The following is a 26,098-nucleotide window of genomic DNA, read 5'->3' on the forward strand; positions in this document are numbered from 1 at the left end:
GGGGGAGTACATCCATGCTGAACACCACGCGCGCCGGTCGCACCGAACCGGAGCCCCTCGAACCCGCCGATTCCGAGGACGGTGAGTATCTCGAATACCTCGACGACAGCGAGGGCTTCGAGATCCACCACGCCGTCTGCCCCGACTGCGGCCAGTCGATCGCTCTCGTCGCCGACGAGGAGTACCTGCCGCAGCACGCGCTCTGCCTGACCCCGTGGAACCCCTTCGGTCTCACGGTGTGCGCGGGCACCGGGCGCCCCGTCTGCGACGCGCTGCCCACCGTCGGCATGATCCAGCCGGTGGGGGCGCAGGAGCTGGAGCCCGTGGTGCTCCTGAGCCTGCCGCAGGGGCTCGACTGGCGGACGCAGCCCTTCTCGCACGCCGGCGGTCCGGGCTCGCGTCCGGTCCGCATCGTGAGCCCCGTGCTGCCGCAGACGCGACAGCAGCACGTGCAGGCGGCCTGACCCGGCCTTCCGCCGGGCCTACTCCCAGTACGTTCCCTGCACCATGGCGGCCAGGCTGGCGTGGTGCAGGATCAGGCTGTCCGGATCCGCCGGGATCTCGACCTCTCCGAAGTACGCCTGCCGGTAGGCGATGCGCAGCATCACGATCCCGTGCCGCAGGGCCGCGTACAGGGTGTGGAACTCCATGTCCCGCGGGGTGTGGCCGGTGAGTTCGGCGTACCGCCGCTCCAGGTCCTCACGGCGCAGGAAGTCCGGCAGGCCGGGCTGGCCGAAGCCGACGGTGAGGTCCTGGAAGAACCGGTGGAGGTAGACGGTCCAGCCGAGGTCCACCTCGCGCGGGGCGTACGCCGCCATCTCCCAGTCCAGGACGGCGGCCGGCGTGAAGCCGTCGTAGATGACGTTGCCGATGCGGGCGTCGCCCCAGTTCAGGACGGCCGGGCCCTCGTCCCGCGGCCACAGCTCCTCCAGGCGGGCGAACGCCCGCTCGATGAGCGGGGACGGGGCGAGCCCGCCCACCACCCAGGCGTAGTAGGCGCGTTGGGCGTCGACGTGGCGGCGCAGCGGGCTCCCCTCGCCCTTCGGGAGCAGGAACTCCGCTTCCGCGCGCGGGAACTGGTCGTGCAGGCGGGCCAGCAGGGAGATGCTCGCCTCCTGGAGCTCGGCGCGCTCGGCATCGGTCGCGGCGTGCAGCCAGTTGCCCTCGTAGGTGTAGGGCATGACGTCCGGCGGGACCCGTCCCTCGGCCCGGGCCATCACGAAGAACGGCGCCCCGAGCGGCCCGGGGTCCTCCTCCAGCCACTGCACGCGCGGGACGGGCAGGTCCGTGTGCTCGGCGACCAGGCCCATCACACGGTGCTGGCGCGGCATGTCGTACGTCGGGAAGACGCTGTAGGCGGCCGGGTCGGCGGCGAGCCGTAGCGCGCAGGCGCGGAGCGGGGCATCGGGGTGCTCTATGTCGAAGAGCAGCGTCTCGCTGGACATGCCGTTGGAGCCGGGAACGGAGACGTTGGTGACCTCCACGCCGGGGAGTCTGGTGTCCAGCCAGGCGGCGAGACGCCGGCCGAGCTCTTCGGGCTCCCGGGTGGAGGTGCGCGGACGTGGAGCGGTGGCCATGGATACCCCTTTCCTACTGGGCGACTTTCCTACTGGGCGACGGAGGAGTAGTCGGTGAAGCCGCTCGGGTCGTGCCGGCCGAAGCTTCCGTGCTCGAAGATGCCGTGGCCGGTCCGCCCGTCGAGGGTGAAGCGGGCCGAGTGGTCGGTGACCCCGAAGGCGGCCATGGGGTGGGCGGTGGGGTCGGAGAGGTCGTAGACGCGGCGGTCGGTCCAGCCGCGGCCCTGCCAGGTGCCGTGCTGCCAGTCGGCGGCGGGCGGGTAGCCGGCGCCGACGGCGAGCGGGGAGGAGTTCAGGATCTCCACGCCGAGTTCGAGGGGCTTGCGGGCCGGGTCGGTGAGGTGGACGACGGCGCTCTCGGGGTGCCGGCTCCCGGGCCGGTAGCGGATCTCGGTGTGCGGCCAGCCGAGCTGGACGTCGTGGCGGCCGCTGCCCTCGGGGAAGACCTGGACCGCCTCGCTCAGGGTGCGGTGGCCGTCGGCGTCCTCCTGGGCGATGACCATCAGGAAGCGGTCCTCGAAGCGGACGGGGATCCAGAGCCAGTGGAAGCCCTCGGGCCGGTACTCCTCGGCGGCCCGGCCCCCGTCCTCACCGGGGATCGGCCGCACGCCCCAACTGCGGTCGCGGGTACCGGTCCACTCCCCCGGCGTGAGGATGAACTCCTCGCCCTTGGCCCGGATGACACCGCTCACGCTGCCGGCCTGGACGAACCGGCGGCCCTCCAGCATGAGGCGGTCGCCGCGCCGCTGGATGTGGTGCGGTTCCCAGACGGCGGGAAACTCGGCGGTCCACGTGACGTCGTACGAGAGCCCGTCCGGGTCGTCGGGGTCGGCGGCGCAGCGCAGCGTGAGCTGCTTGAGCGGGGCGTCGACGGTGATGCCCAGAGGGCCGACGGAGAGGTTCATCCGGTCGTCGGTGAGGGCGTCGGAGGCACGGACGGCGAGGAGTTCGTCGCCGACGCGGAGGGTGGCGTAGGCGTCGATGACCCCGGCATTGGGGTAGACCCCGAGGCCGAGGATCAGGACGGCGCGGCCGGAGTGGTCGAAGACGTGGAAGATGCAGCGGTCGTAGGCGTTGCGGTCACCACTGACGAGGTGCTTCATCGACAGGGGCGCCTGGTGGATGGGGTACTCGTCGAGGCCGATGGGCCGGTCGGCGGGCATGGCGGACCTCCGGGACGGGGCGTGCGGGACAGATTTGACGGTACGTCAGAAACCGGTCTCGGGGCCAGAGGTCTGACACGAACTGACAGGGTGGCAAGGGGTGTCGGAGGGCGGGGGCTTCGGGGGCTTCGGGGGGGGCGCGACGCCCGCTGGTCGGCATCAAGGACGCGGGGCGGGATCACGGCGGGCTGTTGCCCCTGGACCGGATCAGAGAAGGACTGGAGGCTTCCCGTCCGTCCCCGATCCCGCCCAAGGGGCAGCAGCCCGCCCGAAGCCACCGACCACATCCCTGACCACACCCAGGGACAGCAGCCCGCCACGCCCCCGCCACGCGTCCCTGATCCCGCCCAGCGGACATCCCGCCCCCGAAGCCCCCGCCCCACGTCCCCGATCCCGACCCAGCGGACGCCCAGCAGGCCCCCCGCAGGCGCCCGCCTCCCCACCCCGGGGACCCCCTCGAACGGATCCCCGGGGCGGGGAGGCGATTACTCGTGGGCCGCGTGCCGCGTTGGCCCGGCATGACCACGGTTGAGACTTCCACTCCACGGACGGGACGCCGTCGGCGGCCGACGCTGCCCGGTTACGAAGAATCGGTTCAGCAGGGATCCCGGCAGCGGCATCCCGATGCGCCCATCTACAGCGCGCTGATCGCCCGCTGGGCCGAGGACGGCCGGACCGTGCCGGGGCGGCGGGACCCGGAGTGGTCCCGGATCAGCACCTCCCCGATCTGGCCCAGCGGCCCGTTGTTCGGGAGCTGACCCACGGCGCGAGCAGCGCCGCCGCCCGTCCAGGTGCACGGCGGAAACCGGCCCTGCACCCGCAGGCTCCGGCAGCTAGCGCGTTTCCGGACCGGCCAGGTGGCGGGCGATGACCATGCGCTGGATCTGGTTGGTGCCCTCGACGATCTGCAGGACCTTCGCCTCCCGCATCAGCCGCTCCACCGGGAAGTCCGCGGTGTAGCCGTAGCCGCCCAGGACCTGGACCGCGTCCGTGGTGACCGCCATCGCCGCGTCGGTGCAGAACAGCTTGGCCATGGCGGCCTGCCGGGAGAACGGCTTGCCCGCGTCGCGCAGCCGCGCCGCCGCGAGGTACAGCGCCCGGCCCGCCTCGATCTTGGTGGCCATGTCGGCCAGCATGAAGCGCAGCCCCTGGAAGTCCGCGATCGGGTGCCCGAACTGCTTGCGGTCCAGCGCGTACACCAGGGCCTCGTCCAGCGCCGCCTGGGCGACGCCGATGGCGCAGGCTGCGATGCCCAGGCGCCCCGCGTCGAGTGCGGCCAGGGCGATGGTGAAGCCCTGCCCCTCCTCGCCGATGCGGCGCGAGTCCGGAACCCGTACGCCGTCGAAGTGGAGCTGCGCCGTGGGCGAGCCCTTCATGCCCATCTTCTTCTCGGGCACGGCCGCGGTCAGGCCGTCCGCGTCGCCGGGGACCAGGAAGGCCGTGATGCCCTTGGGGCCCTCGGCGCCGGTGCGGGCGAGGACGGTGTAGAAGTCGGCGACGCCGCCGTGGGTGATCCACGCCTTGGTGCCGCTGATGATCCAGTCGTCGCCGTCGCGCACCGCCTTGGTGGTGAGCGAGGCGGCGTCGGAACCCGCGGCCGGCTCGGAGAGGGCGTAAGCGCCCAGCAGGCCGCCGCCGAGCATCGCCGGCAGGTGGGCACCCTGCTGCTCCTTGGTGCCGTAGCCGGCCAGGCCGTGGCAGGCCAGGGAGTGCACGCTGACCCCGAGCCCGACGGTCAGGCGGGCCGCGGCCAGCTCCTCCAGGACCTGGAGGTAGACCTCGTAGGGCTGCTCGCCGCCGCCGTATTCACCGGGGTACGGGAGGCCGAGCAGCCCGGCCTCCGACAGCAGCGTGAAGATCTCGCGGGGGAACCGCCCGGAGTCCTCCTCCTCGGCGGCCACGGGACGGATCTCCCGCTGGGCGATCTCGCGTACGAGGGCGAGGAGGTCCCGGGACTCCTCGGTGGGCAGCTGACGGTCCACCGGCTGCGGGGCGCGGTCTGTCATGGCGGCGCTCTCCTCCCTGGTCGGGCACGGCGGCGGCGCGTGAGGTGTGGGACGCGACGCCGGGTCTCGGTGCTCTCACAGCCGATGCTGCCCTCCGGATCACGGAAGGGCCTGTTCAGCGGCTGCGGCGGCTTGAGTATGCCCGATCAGGGGCTTCCCGTCACCGGGGCAAGATCACCAAGCTGTTCGGACGGCCCTTCGGGGGCGGGAGGTGCCGGGCACTCCGGGACGAACTCCTCGATCACGGTCAGCGTCGCGCGCAGCTGGCGTACGAGCAGGGCGCCCAGTTCGGCGCGGCCCGGCTGGCCGGCCGCGTCCGCGACGAGGCCGCCGATCCACTCCAGGGTGATCCCCTCGACCGAGGAAAGCCAGCCCAGGAGGGCGAGCCGGGCGATCTGCGGGAGCGTGCGACGCCCGTACGCGCCTTCGGCGATGGTGGCGACCAGCTCCTCGCGGACGGCGTCGCGGATGGCCAGCACCTCGGCGTCGGAGCCGACGCCGCCGGTGGCGATGGTGCGGTAGGCGGCGTGGTGGTGCTCGGCGTAGGAGAGGTAGCCGTCGACGGTCCGCCGGACCCGTTCGGCGCCCGGGAGCTCGGTGTCCCCGCCGGCCCGGGCGACGAGCTCGGCGACCGAGTCCTCGACGATGGCGAGGTAGTAGCCGCGCTTGCTCTTGAAGTAGTAGTAGACGAGCCCCTTGGCGACGCCCGCCTGCTTGGCGATGTCGTCCATGGACAGCGCGTCGTACGAGGTGTGGGCGAACAACTTGCGTCCGGTCGCTATGAGTTCGGCCCGGCGGACCTGCGAACGCCCGGTCGCACCACGCTGTTGACTATTGTTCAAATTCAGCCCTAGCCTCGAACCGCCACAAGATGCCTGAAGTATGGCAGTACTTCCCCTACTCACCGGACTGACCGCGGGCGGTCCGGCGGAGATCCCGGACCGGCGCAGGCGGGGCGGGACCCGCCCGGCGCCGGTCCGGGCGGGGTCAGCCGGCGGTGACGCGGATCTTGGACTGGCCGTGTCCGAGCCGCTCCCAGTCGTCCATGAAGCGGGCGGTGAGGCCGTGCTTCGCGGCGAGGTCCACCAGGGTCCGGGTGCGGTAGTAGAAGTCCTCGCGCAGGACCTGGTGCTCGGTGCCCTCGGTGCGGTCGAAGGTGAAGTCGAACCAGCCGCCCGGGGCCAGTACGCGCTCCACGTGGGCGAGGCACTCGTCGATGATCTCGATCGGCGAGTGGGAGAAGACGCTGTGGGCGTGCACGATGTCGAAGTGGCGCTCGGGCAGGAAGTCCAGGGTGAGGTCCCGGGTGATGGTCAGGTGCGGCAGCTTGTCCTGGAGGCCCTGTCTGGTCAGGGTCTCCTTGGCGGAGATGAGGATGTCGGGCGAGATGTCGATGCCGTAGTAGTGGCCGGTGTCGAGGTGTTCGATGAAGCGCCAGCCGGCGCGCAGGTTTCCGCAGCCGATGTCGAGCATGCGGTGGGCGGGCGTGAGGCCGTGCTCCACCAGGTAGTCGAACTGCATCCGGCCCAGGGCCAGCCAGCGTTCGTGGGTCTGGCTGCCGACGGCGGCCTCGGGGTTGCGGCCGGTGTCGGAGGCCATGACGGCCCGGTAGTAGCCCACGTGGTCGGGGTGCTTGTGGCGCAGCCAGGCGTCGCGGGCGGCGCGGCGTACGTACGGGGCGATGCGGGTCGGGTTGCTCAGCGCGTAGCGGACCTTGTGGGTGACGCTGGCGCGGTCGGCGTGAAGGTTCTTCTTCGTGGCCATGAGGGTTCCCCTGTGGGTGTCGGGCGGGAAGGGGCCGGGCGGTCAGACTCAGGCGGGCGCGGTGACGGCCGCGGTGGTGGCGGTGACGGTCGCGGCGGCGCGCGCCGTCGCGGTGGGGCGGCGCAGGACGTACAGGACCAGGGCCACCAGTGCGGCAGCGGCGCCCAGGTAGAGCGCGGTCTCGATCCACTGGAAGGTCCAGAAGTCGCTGCTGGGATAGACCTTGTGGTAGCGGGCGACGAAGTCGTTCTCCGCCATGCACTGCCGGAGCTCCTCGCCGGAGGTCTGGCAGACGGGGGTGTTGATGTCGTGCTCCCGCCCGTCGGGGGTGAGGTAGCCGAATTCCCCGGTGGACCAGGCGCTGCCGACCATCTTCTTGGGCGTCATGCCCGGGGTGATCCGCGTCTCGGGGTCGATCCAGCTGGTCCGCAGGAGCCTGGTGAGCACGGTCGCCGTACCGATCGCGGCGACGGTCACCGCCATGGCGGGCAGGGTGCGGCGGACCAGCAGGCCGACGGCCGTGCCGACGGCGAGGCCGAACAGGGCCAAGGCCACGGAGGCGGGTCCGGTCGCGTTGTAGATGTAGGCGTCGTACCAGTAGAGGCCGTCCAGGGTGTTGGAGACGGGCGACCACCACCAGGCGACGAGCGCGGCGATCTGGAGGGAGGCGATCACGGCGAAGACCGCGGCGAGGCCGAAGCGGGCGGCGAACCAGCGGCGGCCGCTGACGCCCTGGGTGAGCGCGAGCTTGAAGGTGCCGGTCTCCATCTCGCGGCCCAGCAGCGGGGCGCCCCAGAACGCGCCGATGAGGGTGGGGAGGGCGAGTCCGAGGGTGCCGAGGGCTCTGATCGAGTCGGTGCTGCCGTTCAGGACCACGAAGGTGCCCAGGCTTTCGCAGCCCCCGTTCCAGCCCTTGCAGGGGACGAAGCCGTAGTCGTCGATCTGGGTCATCATCTCGGAGCGCTGGTACGCGGCCCAGGCCGTGACGGCCAGGAGGAACACGGTGGCGACGCCGATCATCAGTCGCTGCTGGCGCCAGGCCAGCCACAGGACGCCCTTCACGCGGCCGCCTCCGTACGGTCGGTGCGCGGGGCGCCCGGGGCGCGCAGGTGGGCGAGCAACAGGTCCTCCAGGGACGGGGTTTCGCTGATCCAGCGCTCTTCGCCGCCCGGGCCGGAGCCGCGAACGGGGCCGCGTACGAGGGCGGTGATCTGACGGCCGGCGGTGACGGCGTGGACGACGGCGTCCCGGTCGAACTCGCGGGGCAGGCCGTCGGTTTCGATCGGGTCCGCGCGGCCGGTGAGCCGGGTGTGCGCGACGCAGAGCTCCTGGGCGTCGCCTGCGAGGCGTACGGCGCCGTCCTTGAGGAGCAGGACGTGATCGCAGACGTCCTCCAGCTCGGACAGGACGTGCGAGGACATGACGATAGTGACGCCGCGGTCGGCGGCCTCGGCCATGAGCAGGGCCGTGACGTCGTGCCGGGCCACCGGGTCGAGGTCGGCGAGCGGCTCGTCCAGGAGCAGGAGGCGGGCGCGTTTGCCGAGGGTGAGCGCCAGGGCGACGCGGGTGCGGTTCCCGCCGGAGAGGGAGCCGACGCGGCTGGTGAGGGCGATGCCTCCGGCCCGTACGAGGCGTTCGGCGGCGGCCTGGTCCCAGCGGCGGTTCAGTTCGCGGCCCAGGCGCAGGGTGTCCTCGACGGTGAACCGCGGGTGGAGCGGCTTCTCCTGGGCGAGGAAAGCCGTGCGTTCGCGGGCCTCGCGGGATCCCGGGGTGTGGCCGAAGACGCTTATGTGCCCGGTGGTGGGGCGCTGCAGGCCGGCCGCGAGCTGGAGCAGGGTGCTCTTGCCGGCGCCGTTGGGGCCGACGAGTGCGGTGACGCGCCCGGCGGGCAGGACGAGATCGCAGTCCCTCAGGGCGCTGCGGCCGCGGAACTCCCTTCCCAGCCGCGTCGCCTTGAGTGCCGTAGCGACGGTCGGGTCGCTCACGTGGTGTCCTCTCTGCCAGGGGATCCGGAGTGCGGTCCGGGTCCCGGTCCGGATGCGGGCGCGGGTCCCGGTCCGGGTTCGGGTGCGGTGAAGCTTTCTTCCACGGCGGCGGCGATCAGGGCCGTGATGTCCTCGCGGTCCAGGCCGGCCTCGCGTGCCCGGGCCATCCAGGCCGCCAGGTCGAGACGCAGCGGCGAGTCGGCGGCCGCCTCGGGGCGGGACAGGGAGCGGCGTACGAAGGTGCCCGCGCCGGGACGCGGCTCGACGAGCCCTTCGCGCTCCAGCTCCCGGTACGCCTTGAGCACGGTGTTCGGGTTGATCGCGGTGGCCTCGACCACCTCCCGGGCCGTGGGCAACCGGTCGCCGGGCTCCAGTACGCCGAGCCGAAGGGCCTGTTTGACCTGGGTGACGAGCTGCAAATAGGTGGCGACACCGCTGCGCCGGTCGACGCGGAACTCCATGTCCTCCACCTCATTCCACTAACTGGTTAGTGGAATAGTGCAGAGGTGATCCACTTCCGTCAAACCGGCGCGCCCGGAGCGTCGGCGCGGGAACGTGAGAACGCCCGCCACGAGGAACGTGACGGGCGCGCGAGAGGGGTGGGGCGGGAGAGCGGTTACAGCAAGCCGAGCTGGGTGACGAACATGGCGACCACGACCACGAGCGTCCAGCCGAGCACGTGCTCCAGCCAGGAGGAATCGTCCTTGGGCCCGCCGGTGCGGACGAGGTTTCGGACACGGGCGGCGGGGGCGGCGGTGTTGGCGGTCATGGTGTCCAATGTGCCAGCGTTCGCGGCTTTCGCGGTAGAGACGATGGTCACTCATGGCGCGGGTCACGCCACCGGGCCCCGGCCGCCCCGGCGTGTGCGGTGCGGCTGGGGCCCGGCGGGCGTACCCTTCCGGCGTCCCGGTCAGATGCGTGACTCGCGACTGGCCATGCCCGCCATCGCGAGGCCGAGGCACAGGGCCACGGCGCCGGTGATCACGTTGTTGACCACCGTACGGGTCGTGTCCATCTCACCGGCGATGGCCCACGGGGCGACGATCGTCCACGCACCGAGGGCGACCGCCGTCCACGCCATCGCGTGGGTGCGCTCGTATGCAGAACCCAGACCGCCCATGCACAGGCAGTACGCCAGGCCCGTGATCAGGTTGTTGATGGCAAGCGGGAGGAGGAGGATGCCGAACCCCGCGATCCACGGCGAGGCGGCCAGGTACAGACCCGTGATCAGGGCCAATGCCTCCACGGCCTGCGCTGCGGGAGTGCTGGTCACCCGCTCGAAGCGCGTGCGCATCTCTGCGAGGTCGGGGTGGTGCTCGATGCTCGAATGGGTGGTCATGGTTGGCCGCCTCTCCTTGAGAAGCCTTTATCTCCCATTTACCCCATTATGTTCCGCCCATTCGGGCCGTCAGGTCAAAGGTGAATTTCAGAGCACTCCCACCGCCCGCAGCGCCGCGGCCTGAGCCGGGCCCGGCGCGGCCGGGGCGTAGAGGTAGCAGACGCCTCCGGTGCCCGACACGACCTTGCCGGCCGCGTTGTGACGCTTGGTGCGGAGCCAGATGTTCTCCCACTCGCGGCGCCGGTAGACGCGGCGCACGGAGGCGTCGTCGGGCGAGTTGGGGTCGTTGGCGACGATGTCACCGGCGGCCGTGAACCCGATGACGGTCATCAGGTGGCCCGCGGTGCCGTATCCGGCGCCGGTCAGTTCCTCGGGGCGGAAGGACTGCGAGGTGATGGCGGGGATGCCGGCCCTGACCAGGGTCTCCAGTTCGGCGAGGGAGGTGAGGCGGGTGACGACCCCGGCGAGCCCGGGGTAGGTGGCCGCGTAGGCGGCGTTGAAGGGCCAGTTGCCGCAGCCCTTGTAGGCGGCGTCGTAGGTGGACCGCGCGGCGTGGCACACCTGCGGGTCGGAGTACTTCGGGTCGACCCAGCCCAGCGAGGTGGCGGCGGCCCTGCGGCCCCAGAACTCGATGATCATCTGGGAGGAGGTGGGGCTGCACCAGGCCTCGCCCCCGTTGTCGTATTCCGGGTAGCGCCCGGCGTGGATCTCCTGCGAGTAGCGCGGGACCTTCAGCTCGTGGGCCTGGCCGGAGGGCGGCGAGGCCGGCACCGTGAACCGGTCCGGAACGTCGGAGAGCATGGCGCCGGCCAGCCGGACGGTGGGCCCGCGGTCGGCGCCGGGCCTGCGGTACAGCGTCAGGCGCAGCTGCCAGTCGGTGACGCGCAGGCCCTCCGCCGGGGCGTCGACGGCCAGGGTGTCGGTCCAGACGGTGGACCTGCCGTCGGTCTGGCCGTCCACGGAGGTGCGGCGGATGTCGCCGTCCCCGGAGGCCCAGCGGCCCATGACGTACCAGGGGGTGGCGGTGCCGTCGTTGTAGGTGCCGCGCAGTTCGGTCTGGATCCAGGTGCCGGCGGGGGTGCGGGCGTTCCAGGAGGCGACGGCCTCGGTGGCGGGCACGGCGGAGCGGTGCACCGGGGAGGTCCAGGTGGCGTACTCCCAGGTGCTCTTCTTCCCGGTGTGCGGATCGGCGTACTCGGTGCGGCCCGCAGCGGTCTCGATCCGCAGGCCGGCCCGGGCGCCGCCGACGGCGGCGGTGCCCTGGTGGACTCCGGCCTTCCAGTGGTCGTACGAGAACCAGAACCGGTTGTCGACGGTGCGGCCCCCACCTCGCGGGACCGCGGGGGCGGCGGCCGCGGCGCTGCCGCCGGAGACGGTGGCGGCGGTGGCCGCGGTGGCGACCGCGAGTGCGGCGACGAGTACGGCCCTGCGCGGTGTGGGTGCGGTCATCGCGAGGTTCCCCCAGGGTGGGTCGGTGCTTCGATGGGCTCACCCTTCCAGTTCCCGGCGGCCCGGCGGCGAAGCCACCGGTCGTGTCGGTCCTGTGGAGCGCCTGTCCTACGCTGGTCGGGTGGAGCCACACCAGTCACTTGAGTCACTCGCGCGGGAACTTGAGGCACTGCCCCCGTCCCTCGGCCCGGTGCGGCTGATCGGGATCGACGGGCACGCCGGTTCCGGCAAGAGCACCTTCGCGGACCGGCTCGCCGGGGCGCTCGGCGACGCACCCGTGCTGCACCTGGACGACGTGGCCACCCATGAGGAGCTGTTCGGCTGGCAGCGGCGGCTGCGCGCGCAGGTGCTGGAGCCGCTGGCCGCCGGGCGGCCCGCGCACTGGGCCCCGTACGACTGGGTGGAGCGCCGCTTCGGCCCGGGGCGGGTGCTGGAGCCGGCGCCGGTGCTGCTCGTCGAGGGGGTCGGGGCCGGCCGAAGGGCGCTGCGCCCGCATCTGGCGCGGCTGCTGTGGATGGAGACGCCGCGCGAGCAGTCCTGGGGGCGCGGGCGAAACCGGGACGGGCGTGAACTTTCCGACTTCTGGGACGGATGGGAGCGCGCGGAGCTCGCGCACTTCTCGGATGACCCTTCGCGCCCCTTCGCCGACACCCTGGTACGCCAGAGCAGTACGGGATACGAGTGGTCTTCAGAGACCGGTGTGACCCCGCGAATCACCTCTTCCGTCACCGAAGGTGACGGACTCCCCCGGGCCTGAGCGGCCCCGGAATTCCGCTCCGCCGGGCCTCCACCGACCCGCTTGACCTGGGGCCCGAAACGGTCGTACGTTCTCAATGCGCGGCCTTTCGCGGCCGCCGCGGACACGAAGCCCCCGGTTGTTCCCCCGTGATCGGGGGCTTCGTTCTGCCCCCGGACTCCGCCCGCACGGACTCCCCCTTCACCCTGAGTGACCGGGTGAGCCCGGGGCGCACACGGGAACCGGGCCCGTCGCGCCCTACGTAAGGCGCGAAACCGCAGGTACGATGCAGCCCTGATTTCATCGGCGCAGTGGGCAACTCGCGCGCTCGAAGCGGGGGTTGCCGCGCACCACGGGGGCTGGCTTGTGGGGGACGTGATGGATTTCGGCACGCCGGGCAGCACACACGCCCCGGCCGAACTCGCCTGGCTGCGCGGAGTCGACGCCTGCACCATGGGCGCCTATCCGCAGGCCGAGGAGGAGTTCCGGGCGGCCGTACGGCTCGACCCCGCGATGGCCGACGCCTGGCTGGGCCTGCACGCGCTGCGGGTCGACACCACCAACGCGTTATTGCGCATGTACGCGCACCGGGACCGCTTCGGCGAACAGCGGGCCCGGCACCGCCGGACGCTGAATTCCTGGTACTGGCTGGGCTGGTGGGTGCAGCCGGTGCTGGAGAGCCGGCGGGACCTGCTGCTGGCCCACGCCTCGCACTGGCTGGACGGCCGCCACGTGCCCGAGCTGGACCAGGCACTGGCCGCGCTGCCTCCGGTGGACGCCGATCCGCAGGTGCGCTTCCTGCACGCCTGCCGGGCCTACCTGGTCAAGGACTGGGAGCAGCTGGTGCGGCACACCGAGCCGCTGGTGGACGATCCGCTGCTGGGCATCGAGGCGGGGCTGTTCGGCGGGATGGCGCGGGTCCGGCTGGAGATGTACGGGCAGGCGGAGCCGATGCTGTCGGCGGCGCTGATGCGGTGCCGGAGCGAGCAGCCGCAGCGCAAGGAGCTGCGGTACTGGCTGGCGCGGGCGCACGAGGGCACCGGGCGCAGTGCGGCGGCGCTGCCGCTGTACCGGGCGGTGCACCGGGTGGACCCGGCGTTCATGGACACGGCGGCCCGGCTGACGGCCATCGAGGACGGCGACGACACCGACGGCATGGCCGGGATGGCCGAGGGCGCGGCCGGATACGCCGGGTTCGGGAGCTACGGCGGCCACGGCCCGTCCCCGGCGGGCGGGAACTTCGCGGCGGTGACGCTGGGCGGCGGGCCCGTCCAGGACATCGCGGCGGACGGCCAGGTCGAGCCGGACCCGCTGACCGGTCCGCCGCCGCCCACGGGCCGGGCAGAAGGCGTACGGCGCAAGGTGTCCGTCCCGCCGCAGGGCGCGCCCGCGGGCCTGCCGGCCGGACCCCCCGACCCGGAGGCGCTCGCCGAGGCGCTGGCGGAGCTGGAGCGGATGGTGGGGCTGGAGCCGGTCAAACGGCAGGTGAAGGCGCTCTCCGCGCAGTTGCACATGGCACGGCTCCGGGCGGGGCAGGGACTGCCGGTGCAGCCGCCGAAACGGCATTTCGTGTTCTCCGGGCCCTCGGGCACGGGCAAGACGACGGTGGCCCGGATCCTGGGCCGGGTCTTCTACGCGCTGGGCCTGCTGGGCGGCGACCACCTGGTGGAGGCCCAGCGCTCCGATCTGGTGGGCGAGTTCCTCGGCCAGACGGCGGTGAAGGCGAACGAGCTGATCGATTCGGCGATCGGCGGGGTGCTGTTCGTGGACGAGGCGTACAGCCTGTCCAACTCGGGCTACAGCAAGGGCGACGCGTACGGGGACGAGGCCCTCCAGGTGCTGCTGAAGCGGGCCGAGGACAACCGGGACCACCTGGTGGTGATCCTGGCGGGCTATCCGGCCGGGATGGACCGGCTGCTGGCGGCGAATCCGGGGCTGTCCTCGCGGTTCACCTCCCGGGTGGACTTCCCCAGCTACCGGCCGCCGGAACTGAGCGCGATCGGCGGGGTGCTGGCGGAGGCGAACGGGGACGCCTGGGACGAGGAGGCGCTGGAGGAGCTGAGCAGCATCAGCGCGCACGTGGTGGAGCAGGGCTGGATCGACGAGCTCGGCAACGGCCGCTTCCTGCGCACCTTGTACGAGAAGAGCTGCGCCTACCGGGATCTGCGGCTGGCGGGCTTCGCGGGCGAGCCCTCCCGCGACGACCTGGCGACGCTGCGGCTGCCGGACCTGATGCAGGCGTACGGGGAGGTCCTGTCGGGCCGCGGCCCCCAGGAACGCCCGGAGCCGCCGCTGTGAGCGCGGCGGCCGCCGGACCCGCCGTACGGCGGGTCCGGCGACGGCGTCAGCCCGTCAGGGCGCCCTCCGAGCGGAGCTCGGGCCGGCGGGCCTGCGGGGGCGTGCGGTGGGCCGGGTCGCGGACCTCGCCGACCAGCATCTCCAGGACGTCCTCCATGGCGACGAGGCCCAGCACCCGCCCGGACGCGTCCGCGACCTGGGCGAGGTGGGTGGCGTCCCGCCGCATGACGCTGAGCGCGTCGTCGAGCGGGAGGGTGGCGGACAGGGTGGTCATCCGGCGCCAGACCCGCTGGGGCACGGCCCGCTCCCGGTCCTCCAGGTCCAGTACGTCCTTGACGTGCAGGTAGCCCATGAAGGCACCGCTGGCGGAGCAGACGGGGAACCGGGAGTACCCGGTGCGCACCGTCAGCCGCTCGATCTGGCGCGGGGTGACCGAGGGATCGACCGTGACGATGCGGTCCCGGGCGAGGAGCACGTCGGTGACCGGGCGGCTGCCCAGTTCCAGCGCGTCCTCCAGGCGCTCCTGCTCGACCGGCTCCAGGAGCCCGGCCTGCCGGGAGTCCTTGAGCAGCCTGCCGAGCTGGGCGCTGGTGTAGACGGCCTCGACCTCGTCCTTGGGCTCGACCTTGAAGAGCCGCAGGACGAGCTTGGCGCAGGCGCCGAGCGCGGTGGTGACCGGCCCGCACAGGCGGGCGAAGGCCACCAGGCCGGGGCTGAACCACAGGGCGGTCTTCTCGGGGGCGGCCATGGCGAGGTTCTTGGGGACCATCTCGCCGATGACCAGGTGCAGGAAGACCACGGCGGCGAGCGCGAACGCGTAGCCGAGGGGGTGGACCAGGCCCTGCGGTACGTGGACGGCGTGGAAGACGGGCTCCAGCAGCCGGGCCACGGTGGGTTCGGCGACCGCGCCGAGGGTGAGCGAGCACATGGTGATGCCGAACTGCGCGGCGGCCATCATGCGGGGCAGGTTCTCCAGGCCGTGGAGCACCTGCCGGGCCCGCTTGGATTCGGCCGCCAGGGGCTCGATCTGGCTGCGCCGTACGGAGACGAGTGCGAACTCGGCGCCGACGAAGAAGCCGTTGGCGAGGACCAGCAGCAGGGCGAAGAGGAGCTGGAGCGCGTTCATCGGGTGGCGCCTTCCAGCTCTGCCGGATGCGGGGCCGGTTCGTCGGCGCGGCTCGCGCCGAGCCGCGCCGGGGCGGCGGGGCCGGATCCGGAGGCGGACGCGTGCGGACCGGCGGCGGGGGCCGGTGTCAGCCGGACCAGCCGGACCCGTTCCGCGCGGTTGCGGCCGACCTGACGGACGGACAGCCGCCAGCCGGGCAGCTCCGCCCGGTCCCCGGGGGCGGGGATCCGGCCGAGGAGGTCGGCGACGAGGCCGGCGACGGTCTCGTACGGGCCGTCGGGCACCTCCAGGCCTATCCGGCGCAGGGTCTGCACCCGGCAGCTGCCGTCGGCCTCCCAGGAGGGGCGGCCGTCCTCGGCGGGTACGGCGGCGAGTTCGGGGCCCTCGTCCTCGGCGAGGTCGTGCTCGTCGCGGACCTCTCCGACGAGTTCCTCCACGATGTCCTCCAGGGTGACCACACCGGCGGTGCCGCCGTACTCGTCGACGACCACGGCCATCGGCTGTTCGCTGCGCAACCGTTCCAGCAGCGGCTGCACCGGCAGGGAGCCAGGAACCAGCAGCGGGGCGACGCAGATCCGCGCCACGGTGGTGCGGCCGCGCTCGGACTCGGGGACGGCGAGGGCGTCCTTGAGGTGGACCACGCCGGTGACCTCGTCGATGCGGTCCCGGTAGACCGGGAAGCGGGACAGGCCGGTGGCGCGGGTCAGGTTGAGCACGTCGGCCGCGGTGGCCGTGTTCATCAGGGCGCTGACCTTCACCCGGGGGGTCATGACGTGCTGGGCCGTGAGCTCGCCCAGCGAGAGGGTCCGTACGAAGAGGTCGGCGGTGTCCTGTTCGAGGGCGCCGGCCTGGGCCGAATGGCGGACCAGGGAGACCAGTTCGCCGGGCGTGCGGGCGGAGGCCATCTCGTCGGTCGGCTCCACGCCGAGCGCCCGTACGAGGCGGTTGGCGACGGCGTTGAGGCCGGCGATGACCGGCCGGAAGGCGCGGGAGAAGGCGTTCTGGGGGCCGGCGACGAAGCGGGCCACCTGGAGCGGCCGTGAGACCGCCCAGTTCTTCGGGACGAGCTCGCCGACGACCATCTGGACGGCGGAGGCGAGCAGCATGCCGATGACCACGGAGACGCCGGACGCGGCCCCTTCGGGGAGGCCGGTCGCGGCGAGCGGCCCGGCCAGCAGTGCGGCGAGGGCGGGCTCGGCGAGCATGCCGACCACGAGGGAGGTGATGGTGATGCCGAGCTGGGTGCCGGAGAGCTGGAAGGACAGCTCTCGCAGGGCCTCGACCACCGTGCGGGCACGGCGGTCACCGTCGGCTGCGGCGCGCTCGGCCTCGGGCTTCTCCACCGTGACGAGCCCGAATTCGGCTGCCACGAAGAAGCCGTTGGCGAGGATCAGGACGAAAGCCGCGCCGAGCAGGAGTAGCGGGATGGTCATGCCGCCGCCTCCGCGGGGAGGGCGGCGCGGGTATTACCGGACGATCCGTCCATTGCTGGAGGGAGTCACTCCTCAAGTCGCAGGTGACCCGCAGGACCCAGGGGGCCCCGGGGCATGTGGGAGGGCGCATGGCTGCGCCCCGTCACCAGGGTAGTCATTGAGATCGTGGCCGCAACGGTACGCAGCCACGAGACTCGGCGGACTCAGTGGTCGTTCGATCCGGTTCCCCGGGTTTCGGCGAGGGCGCGCAGGGCGCGGGCGTCGCCGATCGCCTGGGCCTTGGCGACCCCCGGCTGGATGCCGAGGGCGGGCAGGCTGGTGCCGTCGCTGAGGTCGAGGAACACCCACGGGTCGCCGGGGCGGAGGTTGACGCGCAGGATCTGCGCCCATTCCAGCCGGCGGGTGGTGGTCAGGTTGACGACGGTGACCCCGGCCTCGTCCGCGACCACCTTGGGGCGGCTGAGCAGGACGGGGACGGAGCTCAGCAGGACGGCGGTGAAGACGAAGCTGATCCGCTCCCCCGCGCTGAGGTTCTCCAGCAGGAAGGCGACCGCCGTGATGGTGAGGAACATGGCGAACCCGGCGCTCAGCAGGACGGCCCGGGTGCGGGTCGGCCGGAAGGTGACCGGCAGGGCGGGCGGTGCGGGCTGGGCGGCGGGCTCGGTCATGCGTGTCGGTGCCTTCTGGGGGTCGCGTGGGGGTCGGTCAGAGCCGGCAGGCGTGGATCGACGTGGTGAGGATCGCGCGCGCGCCGAGCTCGTACAGGTCGTCCATGATCCGCTGGGCCTCCTTGGCCGGGACCATGGCACGGACCGCGACCCAGCCCTCGTTGTGCAGCGGGGAGACGGTCGGCGACTCCAGGCCCGGGGTGAGGGCGACCGCGCGCTCCAGGTGCTCGGCGCGGCAGTCGTAGTCCATCATCACGTAGCTGCGGGCCACCAGGACGCCCTGGAGGCGGCGCAGGAACTGCTGGGCCTGCGGGTCGTCGGCGTCGGTGCCGTTGCCGCGGATGACGACGGCCTCGGAGGTGAGGATCGGCTCGCCGATGACCTCCAGGCCCGCGTTGCGCAGGCTGGTGCCGGTCTCGACGACGTCCGCGATGATCTGGGCGACGCCGAGCTGGATGGCGGTCTCGACCGCGCCGTCGAGGTGGACGACGGAGGCGTCGATGCCCTTCTCGGCGAGGTGCTTGGCGACGATTCCCTCGTACGAGGTCGCGATGGTCATCCCGTGGAAGTCCTCGGGGCCCTTCGCGGTGCCGGGGAGGGTGGCGTAGCGGAAGGTGGACCGGCCGAAGTTCAGCGGCAGGATCTCCTCGGCGCTGGCGCCGGAGTCGAGCAGCAGGTCGCGGCCGGTGATGCCGATGTCGAGCTTGCCCGAGGAGACGTAGATCGCGATGTCCTTGGGGCGGAGGTAGAAGAACTCGACCCCGTTCTCGGGGTCGACGACCACGAGCTCCTTGGACTCCTTGCGCATCCGGTAGCCGGCCTCATGGAGCATCGCCGACGCCGGTCCGGAGAGTGAACCCTTGTTGGGGACGGCGATGCGCAGCATGGGGCTTCCTTTGATGCGTGGATGTGCGTGGATACGGGCGGGTTCGCGTACCGGGGATCAGAGGTGGGAGTAGACGTCGTCGAGGGAGATCCCGCGCGCCACCATCATCACCTGGACGTGGTAGAGCAGCTGGGAGATCTCCTCGGCGGCGGCTTCCTTGCCCTCGTACTCGGCGGCCATCCAGACTTCGGCGGCCTCCTCGACGACCTTCTTGCCGATGGCATGGACACCCTTGCCGACCAGCTCGGCGGTACGGGAGGTGCTCGGGTCGCCGTTGGCCTTGGCCTGGAGCTCGGTGAAGAGCTCTTCGAAGGTCTTGAGGGATTCGTTCGCCATGATGGTCCTCAGAATACGGGGTTCCCCTACGCCACTCAGCGCCAGGGTTCGCTGACGGTCCGCAGGGTCATGGCGGTGGAGACGGCGGCGGTGACCGCTTCGTGCCCCTTGTCCTCATTCGACCCTTCGAGCCCGGCGCGGTCCAGCGCCTGCTCGTCGTCGTCGCAGGTCAGTACACCGAAGCCGACGGGGACTCCGGTGTCGATCGACACCTGTACCAGGCCTTGGGTGACGCCCTGGCAGACGTAGTCGAAGTGCGGGGTGCCGCCGCGGATGACCACACCGAGGGCGACGATGGCATCGTAACCGCGACCGGCGAGTACCTTCGCCACGACGGGGAGCTCGAAGCTGCCGGGGACGCGCAGCAGCGTGGGCTCGTCGATGCCCAGCTCGTGCAGGGCCCGCAGGGCGCCGTCGACCAGTCCGTCCATGACCTTCTCGTGCCACTGGGCCGCGATCACGGCGACTCGGAGGTCTCCGCAGTTCTTCACGCTCAGTTCGGGTGCGCCCTTGCCGCTCACAGCTCTGCTCCTCGGTGGTTCGTGTGCCGGTGTTCCCGTGTGCCGGGATTCGGGTGTGTGGTTACTGGTTGCCGCAGGCGGAGGTGGTCACGGCCCCCTCCAGCCAGGGGAGGTCGTGGCCCATCCGGTCCCGCTTGGTGCGCAGGTACCGCAGATTGTGCTCGCCCGCCTCCACCGGCATCGACTCCCGGCCGGTGACCGTGATGCCGTGCCGTACGAGGGCGGCGGACTTGTCGGGGTTGTTGGTCAGCAGCCGGACGCTGCGCACGCCGAGGTCGGCGAGGATCTGGGCGCCGGCTCCGTAGTCGCGGGCGTCGGCGGGCAGGCCGAGCTCCAGGTTGGCGTCGAGGGTGTCGCGGCCGCGCTCCTGGAGCTCGTACGCGCGCAGCTTGGACAGCAGTCCGATGCCGCGGCCCTCGTGGCCGCGCAGGTAGACGACGACTCCGCGGCCCTCGGCCTTGATCCGCTCCATGGAGGCGTGCAGCTGGGGGCCGCAGTCGCAGCGCTGGGAGGCGAAGATGTCGCCCGTCAGGCACTCGGAGTGCATCCGGACCAGGACGTCCTCGGCCCCGTCGCCCGTGCCGATCTCACCGTGGACGAGGGCGACGTGCTCGACCCCGTCGACGGTGGAGCGGTAGCCGTACGCGGTGAAGTCGCCGAAGGCGGTCGGCAGGCTGACCTCGGCCTCGCGGCGCACGGTCGGCTCGGCGGAGCGGCGGTAGGCGATCAGGTCCTCGATGGAGATGATCGTCAGACCGTGCTTGCGGGCGAAGGGGATCAGCTCCGGCAGGCGCAGCATGACGCCGTCCTCGCCGGCGATCTCGACGATGGCGCCGACCGGGCGAAGGCCCGCGAGGCGGGCGAGGTCGACGGCGGCCTCGGTGTGGCCGTTGCGGACCAGCACGCCGCCGGGCTTGGCGCGCAGCGGGAAGACGTGGCCGGGGCGGACGAAGTCGGCGGGCTGGGAGACGCCGCCCGCGAGCAGCCGCAGGGTGGTGGCGCGGTCGGCGGCCGAGATGCCGGTGGTGACGCCGTGGGCGGCGGTGGCGTCGACGGAGACGGTGAAGGCCGTCTGCATGGACTCGGTGTTGTTCTGGACCATCTGGGGGAGTTCGAGCCGGTCCAGCTCGGGGCCCTCCATGGGGGCGCAGATCAGGCCGCGGCACTCGCTCATCATGAAGGCGATGATCTCGGGGGTGGCCTTCTCGGCGGCGATGACGAGGTCTCCCTCGTTCTCGCGGTCCTCGTCGTCGACGACGACGATCGGGCGGCCCGCCGCGATGTCGCGGATGGCCTGCTCGACGGGGTCGAGGCGGAAGGTCTCTTCGGGGATGTCGGGCACGGGCTTGAGGGTGGTCATGCCGTTGCTCCTTCCATGGCCGGGGCGGTGGTGGTGCGCGAGCGCTGGTACCAGTCGTAGGCGCCCCACAGCACGAGGGCGAAGTACACGACGTAGACGAGGCCGGAGAAGGCCAGGCCGTTGTTGAAGGCGAGGGGGACGCCGACCAGGTCGACGAGGAGCCAGGCGAACCAGAACTCGACGATGCCGCGGGCCTGGGCGACCATCGCGACGATGGTGCCGACGAAGATGTACGCGTCCGCCCACGGGCTCCAGGACAGGTGCGGGAAGAGCGTGAAGAGGCCGCCGACGGCGAGGGTGCCCAGCGCCGCTCCGGCGAGGAGCAGGCCGCGCTCCTTCCAGGTGGCGGTGCGCACGGCGATGGAGCCGTCCTGCGCCTGCTGCTTGCCGCGCTGCCAGGCGCGCCAGCCCCACACCGCCACGCCGATGACGAGCAGTTGCTTGCCGACGCCGCCGGAGAGGTGGGCGGAGGCGTAGGCGGCGATGAGGATCAGGCCGGACAGGAGCTGGGCGGGCCAGGTCCATAGGGAGCGGCGCCAGCCGAGGGCGAGGGCGGCCAGGCCCATCAGGTTGCCGATCATGTCGGACCAGATGACCTTCTGGCCGAAGACGGTGAACGCCTCCGTGTTGAGCCAGGTCAGGGCGCTCACCGGTCGTCCCCCGTCGCGTGCAGCGGGTTCACGCCGGCGGCCAGCAGGCGTTCGACGTACTTGGCGAGGACGTCGACTTCCAGGTTGACCGGGTCGCCGCTCTGCTTGATGCCGAGCGTGGTCAGCGCGAGGGTCGTGGGGATGAGGCTGATGGTGAACCAGTCGGCTGCGGCCTCGACCACGGTGAGGCTGACGCCGTCGACCGTGATGGAGCCCTTCTCGACGACGTACCGCGAAAGGTTCTCCGGAAGGGCGATCTTGACGATCTCCCAGTGCTCCGAGGGTGTCCGGGAGAGGATCGTGCCGGTGCCGTCCACGTGCCCCTGGACCAGGTGGCCGCCGAGCCGCCCGCCGAGCGCCATCGGGCGCTCCAGGTTGACGCGGGAGCCCTCGGTCAGGGCGCCGAGGCTGGAGCGGTTCAGGGTCTCCTGCATCACGTCGGCGGTGAACTCGCCGTCGGCGGTCTCCACGACGGTCAGGCAGACGCCGTTGACGGCGATGGAGTCGCCGTGCTTGGCGTCCTCGGTGACGAGGGGGCCGCGCAGGCGGAAGCGGGAGGCCTCCGCGAGCTGCTCGACGGCGGCGACCTCGCCCAGTTCTTCGACGATTCCGGTGAACACTTCAGTGCTCCTTGGTGGCGGGGGCGGTGACGGGGACTGCGGTGATGCGGAGATCGGGGCCGATGCGGACGGCCTCGGTGATGTCGAGGCGCAACGCACCGGAGATGTTCTTGATTCCGGCGTCGGCGAGGGCCGCGGGGCCCGCGCCGAGCAGGGCCGGGGCGAGGTAGCCGATGACGCGGTCGACGGCTCCGCCTTCGAGGAAGGCTCCGGCCAGGACGGGCCCGCCTTCCAGCAGGACGGACCGCACGCCGCGCAGGTTCAGGTGGGCGAGGAGGTCGTGCACGCCGATGCGGCCGTCGTGCAGGGGCAGCCGGAGCAGCTCGACGCCGGGCAGGTGCCGGGTGTCGGCGTCCTCGCCGACGACGAGCAGGGTGGGCGCGGCGCCGTCGAGGATGCGGGCGGTCGGCAGGACCGTGGCGCGGGTGTCGAGGGCGATCCGCAGCGGTTGCGTGGCGCCGTCGATGCCGCGTACGGCGAGGTGCGGGTCGTCGGCGCGCAGGGTGCCGCCGCCCACCAGGACGGCGTCGCTCTCGGCGCGCAGCCGGTGGACGTCGCCGCGGGACTCGGCGGAGGTGATCCAGCGGCTGCTGCCGTCCGCGGCGGCGCTGCGGCCGTCGAGGGTGGCGGCGTACTTCCAGGTGACGTGCGGCCGCCCCAGGCGTACGGAGGTCAGCCAGGCCGCGTTGCCCGCCTCGGCCTCCTCCCGCAGCAGCCCGGCCGTGGTGTCGACCCCGGCGGCGCGCAGGGTGGCGGCGCCGCCGCTGGCCTGCGGGTTCGGGTCGGGGACGGCGTAGACCACACGGGTGATCCCGGCCTCGACGAGGGCGCGGGCGCAGGGGCCGGTACGGCCGGTGTGGTTGCAGGGCTCCAGGGTGACGTACGCGGTGCCGCCCCGGGCGGCCCCGCCCGCCGCGCGCAGCGCGTGGACCTCGGCGTGCGGGCCGCCGGCCCGCTCGTGCCAGCCTTCGCCGACGACGGTGCCCGCGGCGTCGGTGACGACGCAGCCGACGACCGGGTTGGGGCTGGTGGAGCCGAGTCCGCGGGCGGCGAGTTCGACGGCTCGGCGCATGGCACGGGTGTCCGCGTCGGGTGCCGCGTGCGCTGCGTGTGTCGCCACCGGGTCCTCCTGCCTCATCGGGCACGGACTCCGGGGCCTGTCGGGATACGACAGATGAAGCGGTACAGCGCACACGGGGACGCCGAGGCCGGAAAACGGTTCGATCAGGCATATCCGCAGGGATATGCCGACGAACCGCCGACGGCGGCGTACCGGTCACTGGCCCGCCGCGCACTGCCTCCCATCCGGACTTTAACCGTCGGTCCAGGAATCTCACCTGGTCAACCGGCCGCTGGCTGCGGACGGGTCGCGGACTATAACCGCCGGTTCGGAATTACACCGACCCCGGAGTGCGCTGCTTACTGGTACTGAAGCCAGTCTGCCACGGGTGATCGGCGGCCATGCGGGTGAAGCGCTGTGGCCTGGGTCACAAGAAAGCCATTCTTGAGCGAACGTATTGCGCCACCGACACCCCACCCGTATGCCGCCCTCGCTTCCGGACGCGCTTTGGTCCAGACCTATTGACGGGTTGGTCTAGTCCTCTTAACGTTCCCCTCATCTTCCCCGGGAACAGCCCGTCAGATGTGCGCACGTCACGGGCCAACCAGAGCTGTCCTTCTGCCTGTTGCTGCCCTGTCGTGTCCTGCCATCCTCCCCTCCCCAGGAGGCACCATGCTGTCCCCCACACGTACGAGAGCGATGCTCCTGGCATCCGGCGCCGCAATCGCCGGACTGCTGCTACCGGCGCTCTCGACAACCTTCTCGCACGCTGCCTGGGGGTCCCCCCAGACGGAGTCCGGGGGAGAGAGCTGTCGCCCCGACGGGCTGTACAAGACGGCGGGTGTCGACGTCCCGTACTGCTCGGTGTACGACTCCGAAGGCCGCGAGAAGATGGGCGCCGACCACCAGCGACGCGTCATCGGCTACTTCACCGGCTGGCGCACCGGCAAGGACGGCACCCCCGCCTACCTCGCCAACAACATCCCGTGGTCCAAGGTCACCCACCTGAACTACGCCTTCGCCCACGTGGGCGGCGACAACAAGATCTCCGTCGGCGCGGGCGGCCCGAACAACGCCGCCACCGGGATGACCTGGCCGGGCGTCGCGGGTGCCGAGATGGATCCGTCCCTCCCGTACAAGGGCCACTTCAACCAGCTGACCAAGTTCAAGAAGCAGTACCCGAACGTCAAGACGCTGATCTCGGTCGGCGGCTGGGCCGAGACCGGCGGCTACTTCGGCGACGACGGCAACCGCGTCGCCTCCGGCGGCTTCTACTCGATGGCCACCAACGCAGACGGCTCGGTCAACCAGGCCGGCATCGACACGTTCGCGGACTCCTCGGTCGAGTTCATCCGCACGTACGGGTTCAACGGCGTCGACATCGACTACGAGTACCCGACCACCATGAAGGACGCGGGCAACCCGCTGGACTGGCAGCTCTCCAACGCCCGCCGGGCCGGCCTCGTCAAGGGCTACGACGCCCTGATGAAGAGCCTGCGCGAGAAGCTCGACCGGGCCGGCGCCACCGACGGCAAGCACTACCTGCTCACGGTCGCCGCACCCTCCTCCGGCTACCTCCTGCGGGGCATGGAGACCTTCCAGATGCAGAAGTACCTGGACTACGTCAACATCATGTCCTACGACCTGCACGGGGCCTGGAACGAGTTCGTCGGCCCGAATGCCTCGCTGTTCGACGACGGCAAGGACGCCGAGCTGGCCGCCGCGAACGTCTACGGCAGCTCCCAGTACGGCGGCATCGGCTACCTCAACACCGACTGGGCCTACCACTACTTCCGCGGCTCCATGCCGGCCGGCCGCATCAACATCGGCCTGCCGTACTACACCCGCGGCCACAAGAACGTGCAGGGCGGCACCGACGGCCTGTGGGGCAAAGCCCCCGCGACCACCTGCCCGGCGGGCGCGGGCCTGACCAAGTGCGGTGACGGCGCGGTCGGCATCGACAACCTGTGGCACGACAAGGACACCAACGGCGTCGAGGCGCCGGCCGGCTCCAACCCGATGTGGCACGCCAAGAACCTGGAGAAGGGGATCGTCGGCGACTACGTCACCTCGTACGGCTTCCCGGCGAACACGACGCTGACCGGCACCTACGCCCGCAAGTACGACGCGACGCTGGTCGCGCCGTGGCTGTGGAACGCGCAGAAGAAGGTCTTCCTGTCCACCGAGGACGAGCAGTCGGTGGCGGCCAAGGCCGACTACGTGGTGGACCGCGGCATCGGCGGCACCATGGTCTGGGAGATGGCAGGCGACTACGGCTGGAACGCCGCGAAGGGCCAGTACGAGATGGGCTCCACGCTCACCTCGCTGATGTACGACAAGTTCAAGGCGGCCGCCCCGTACGGCGCCAGGAAGTCGGACACCGCGCTGCCGGCGCAGGCCGTGGACGTCAAGACGGAGTTCACCGAGTTCAAGCTGGGCGACTCCAACTACCCGATCACCCCGAAGATCAAGATCACCAACAGCACCGGGACGACGCTGCCGGGCGGCACCGAGTTCCGGTTCGACTACTCGACGTCGGCCCCGAACAACGCCTCCGACCAGTCCGGCTTCGGCACGACGGTGATCAGCAGCGGCCACACCGGCAGCAACGTCGGCGGCCTGAAGGGCGACTTCCACCGGGTGTCGCTGAAGCTCCCGGCCTGGCAGACGCTGGCCCCGGGCGCCTCGGTCGACCTGGCGTTCAACTACTACCTGCCGGTCTCCACCCCCTCCAACTGGACGGTGAACATCTCCGGTACGACCTACGCGCTCGCCGGGGACCTGGCGCGCGGCGTCACGGTGGTGCAGCCGGGCAGCACCGCGCCGCCGACCACACCGCCGACCACTCCCCCGCCGACCACGCCGCCCCCGACCACCACGCCTCCGACGGGCGGTACCTGCACCGGCACGGCCTACGTGGCGGGTCAGATCTACAACAGCGGCAACGTCGTCTCCCACAAGGGCCACTACTGGAAGTCCCAGTGGTGGACGCAGAACGAGGAGCCCGGCACCACGGGCGAATGGGGCGTCTGGAAGGACCAGGGCGCCTGCTGACACCCGCCGGGTGACGTGCGCGACGTGAAGACGTGAAGACCCGGTGGCCCGGCGGCCACCGGGTCCT

The 26,098-nt window shown here is 71.7% G+C and carries 25 protein-coding genes, 1 pseudogene and 1 riboswitch; of the genes and pseudogenes, 4 read left to right on the forward strand and 22 right to left on the reverse strand.

Going from position 1 to position 26,098, the window contains the following annotated elements; genetic code table 11:
* Positions 1-14 precede the first annotated feature (14 nt).
* Positions 15-464, forward strand: coding sequence for a hypothetical protein (locus OG737_RS03250; protein ID WP_405921166.1), 450 nt, complete (start codon positions 15-17; stop codon positions 462-464).
* Between the two features lie 18 nt (positions 465-482).
* Here OG737_RS03250 and OG737_RS03255 read toward each other — a convergent pair whose 3' ends face one another.
* From OG737_RS03255 to OG737_RS03310, 12 genes and pseudogenes are all read right to left on the reverse strand, one after another.
* A complete protein-coding gene (locus OG737_RS03255; protein ID WP_328924610.1) occupies positions 483-1,577 on the reverse strand; it encodes a phosphotransferase family protein in 1,095 nt (364 codons plus the stop codon).
* Positions 1,578-1,606: 29 nt separating this feature from the next.
* Positions 1,607-2,740 (reverse strand): hypothetical protein, encoded by a 1,134-nt coding sequence (locus tag OG737_RS03260; protein WP_405680272.1) that lies wholly within the window; start codon positions 2,738-2,740, stop codon positions 1,607-1,609.
* A 634-nt stretch (positions 2,741-3,374) separates the two neighbouring features.
* Positions 3,375-3,503, reverse strand: coding sequence for a hypothetical protein (locus OG737_RS03265; RefSeq protein ID WP_328924612.1), 129 nt, complete (start codon positions 3,501-3,503; stop codon positions 3,375-3,377).
* A 70-nt stretch (positions 3,504-3,573) separates the two neighbouring features.
* Positions 3,574-4,746 (reverse strand): acyl-CoA dehydrogenase family protein, encoded by a 1,173-nt coding sequence (locus OG737_RS03270; protein WP_405680271.1) that lies wholly within the window; start codon positions 4,744-4,746, stop codon positions 3,574-3,576.
* Between the two features lie 146 nt (positions 4,747-4,892).
* Positions 4,893-5,588: a TetR/AcrR family transcriptional regulator gene (locus OG737_RS03275; protein WP_405680270.1), complete on the reverse strand. Its 696-nt coding sequence runs from the start codon at positions 5,586-5,588 to the stop codon at positions 4,893-4,895.
* Between the two features lie 145 nt (positions 5,589-5,733).
* Complete coding sequence (locus OG737_RS03280; protein ID WP_328924615.1) at positions 5,734-6,510, reverse strand: class I SAM-dependent methyltransferase; 777 nt, start codon at positions 6,508-6,510, stop codon at positions 5,734-5,736.
* Positions 6,511-6,558: 48 nt separating this feature from the next.
* Entirely contained in the window at positions 6,559-7,572 is a 1,014-nt protein-coding gene (locus OG737_RS03285) for a transporter (RefSeq protein WP_405921167.1), read from the reverse strand.
* Positions 7,569-8,393, reverse strand: a pseudogene (locus tag OG737_RS03290) (ABC transporter ATP-binding protein); the annotation flags it as partial. The pseudogene OG737_RS03290 and the gene OG737_RS03285, both read right to left, overlap by 4 nt.
* 98 nt (positions 8,394-8,491) lie before the next feature.
* A complete protein-coding gene (locus OG737_RS03295; protein ID WP_328924618.1) occupies positions 8,492-8,956 on the reverse strand; it encodes a GntR family transcriptional regulator in 465 nt (154 codons plus the stop codon).
* 155 nt (positions 8,957-9,111) lie between these two features.
* Positions 9,112-9,264, reverse strand: coding sequence for an SCO1431 family membrane protein (locus OG737_RS03300; protein WP_328924619.1), 153 nt, complete (start codon positions 9,262-9,264; stop codon positions 9,112-9,114).
* Between the two features lie 141 nt (positions 9,265-9,405).
* Positions 9,406-9,834, reverse strand: coding sequence for an SPW repeat protein (locus tag OG737_RS03305; protein ID WP_328924620.1), 429 nt, complete (start codon positions 9,832-9,834; stop codon positions 9,406-9,408).
* 87 nt (positions 9,835-9,921) lie between these two features.
* The gene (locus OG737_RS03310; protein ID WP_328924621.1) at positions 9,922-11,283 is read right to left on the reverse strand and encodes a peptidase C39 family protein; all 1,362 of its coding nucleotides are present in this window, start codon (positions 11,281-11,283) and stop codon (positions 9,922-9,924) included.
* A gap of 121 nt (positions 11,284-11,404) precedes the next feature.
* Here OG737_RS03310 and OG737_RS03315 point away from each other — a divergent pair, with 121 nt between their 5' ends.
* Complete coding sequence (locus OG737_RS03315) at positions 11,405-12,040, forward strand: hypothetical protein (RefSeq protein WP_328924622.1); 636 nt, start codon at positions 11,405-11,407, stop codon at positions 12,038-12,040.
* Between the two features lie 357 nt (positions 12,041-12,397).
* Complete coding sequence (locus tag OG737_RS03320; RefSeq protein ID WP_328924623.1) at positions 12,398-14,317, forward strand: AAA family ATPase; 1,920 nt, start codon at positions 12,398-12,400, stop codon at positions 14,315-14,317.
* 46 nt (positions 14,318-14,363) lie between these two features.
* Here OG737_RS03320 and OG737_RS03325 read toward each other — a convergent pair whose 3' ends face one another.
* The 10 genes from OG737_RS03325 to ribD all read right to left on the reverse strand — a co-directional run bounded on the left by OG737_RS03325 (position 14,364) and on the right by ribD (position 23,055).
* Positions 14,364-15,443, reverse strand: a complete 1,080-nt coding sequence (locus OG737_RS03325) for a hemolysin family protein (RefSeq protein ID WP_328924624.1) — start codon at positions 15,441-15,443, stop codon at positions 14,364-14,366.
* On the reverse strand, positions 15,440-16,876 hold the full coding sequence (locus tag OG737_RS03330; protein WP_328924625.1) for a hemolysin family protein: 1,437 nt from the start codon (positions 16,874-16,876) through the stop codon (positions 15,440-15,442). Before OG737_RS03330 ends, OG737_RS03325 begins: the two co-directional genes overlap by 4 nt.
* A gap of 203 nt (positions 16,877-17,079) precedes the next feature.
* Positions 17,080-17,544, reverse strand: a complete 465-nt coding sequence (locus tag OG737_RS03335; protein ID WP_328924626.1) for a PH domain-containing protein — start codon at positions 17,542-17,544, stop codon at positions 17,080-17,082.
* A 37-nt stretch (positions 17,545-17,581) separates the two neighbouring features.
* Positions 17,582-18,430 (reverse strand): ATP phosphoribosyltransferase, encoded by an 849-nt coding sequence (hisG, locus tag OG737_RS03340; protein ID WP_328924627.1) that lies wholly within the window; start codon positions 18,428-18,430, stop codon positions 17,582-17,584.
* 57 nt (positions 18,431-18,487) lie between these two features.
* Positions 18,488-18,766, reverse strand: coding sequence for a phosphoribosyl-ATP diphosphatase (locus tag OG737_RS03345; RefSeq protein WP_328924628.1), 279 nt, complete (start codon positions 18,764-18,766; stop codon positions 18,488-18,490).
* Between the two features lie 35 nt (positions 18,767-18,801).
* A complete protein-coding gene (gene ribH, locus OG737_RS03350; RefSeq protein ID WP_328924629.1) occupies positions 18,802-19,287 on the reverse strand; it encodes a 6,7-dimethyl-8-ribityllumazine synthase in 486 nt (161 codons plus the stop codon).
* A gap of 61 nt (positions 19,288-19,348) precedes the next feature.
* The gene (locus OG737_RS03355) at positions 19,349-20,647 is read right to left on the reverse strand and encodes a bifunctional 3,4-dihydroxy-2-butanone-4-phosphate synthase/GTP cyclohydrolase II (RefSeq protein ID WP_328924630.1); all 1,299 of its coding nucleotides are present in this window, start codon (positions 20,645-20,647) and stop codon (positions 19,349-19,351) included.
* Complete coding sequence (locus OG737_RS03360; protein WP_405921168.1) at positions 20,644-21,297, reverse strand: nicotinamide riboside transporter PnuC; 654 nt, start codon at positions 21,295-21,297, stop codon at positions 20,644-20,646. Before OG737_RS03360 ends, OG737_RS03355 begins: the two co-directional genes overlap by 4 nt.
* Entirely contained in the window at positions 21,294-21,917 is a 624-nt protein-coding gene (locus OG737_RS03365; protein ID WP_328924632.1) for a riboflavin synthase, read from the reverse strand. The genes OG737_RS03360 and OG737_RS03365 overlap by 4 nt, the downstream gene beginning before the upstream one ends.
* A 1-nt stretch (position 21,918) precedes the next feature.
* The gene (gene ribD, locus OG737_RS03370) at positions 21,919-23,055 is read right to left on the reverse strand and encodes a bifunctional diaminohydroxyphosphoribosylaminopyrimidine deaminase/5-amino-6-(5-phosphoribosylamino)uracil reductase RibD (protein WP_405680263.1); all 1,137 of its coding nucleotides are present in this window, start codon (positions 23,053-23,055) and stop codon (positions 21,919-21,921) included.
* A 149-nt stretch (positions 23,056-23,204) separates the two neighbouring features.
* Positions 23,205-23,335: riboswitch (FMN riboswitch) on the reverse strand.
* A gap of 314 nt (positions 23,336-23,649) precedes the next feature.
* On the opposite strand from ribD, the gene OG737_RS03375 reads away from it, so the two are divergent.
* Positions 23,650-26,031 carry a chitinase C-terminal domain-containing protein gene (locus OG737_RS03375; RefSeq protein ID WP_405921169.1) on the forward strand — a complete coding sequence of 794 codons (2,382 nt, stop codon included), beginning with the start codon at positions 23,650-23,652 and terminating at the stop codon, positions 26,029-26,031.
* Positions 26,032-26,098: the final 67 nt, after the last annotated feature.

This window comes from Streptomyces sp. NBC_00122, from assembly GCF_045160845.1.
Lineage (GTDB): Bacteria > Actinomycetota > Actinomycetes > Streptomycetales > Streptomycetaceae > Streptomyces.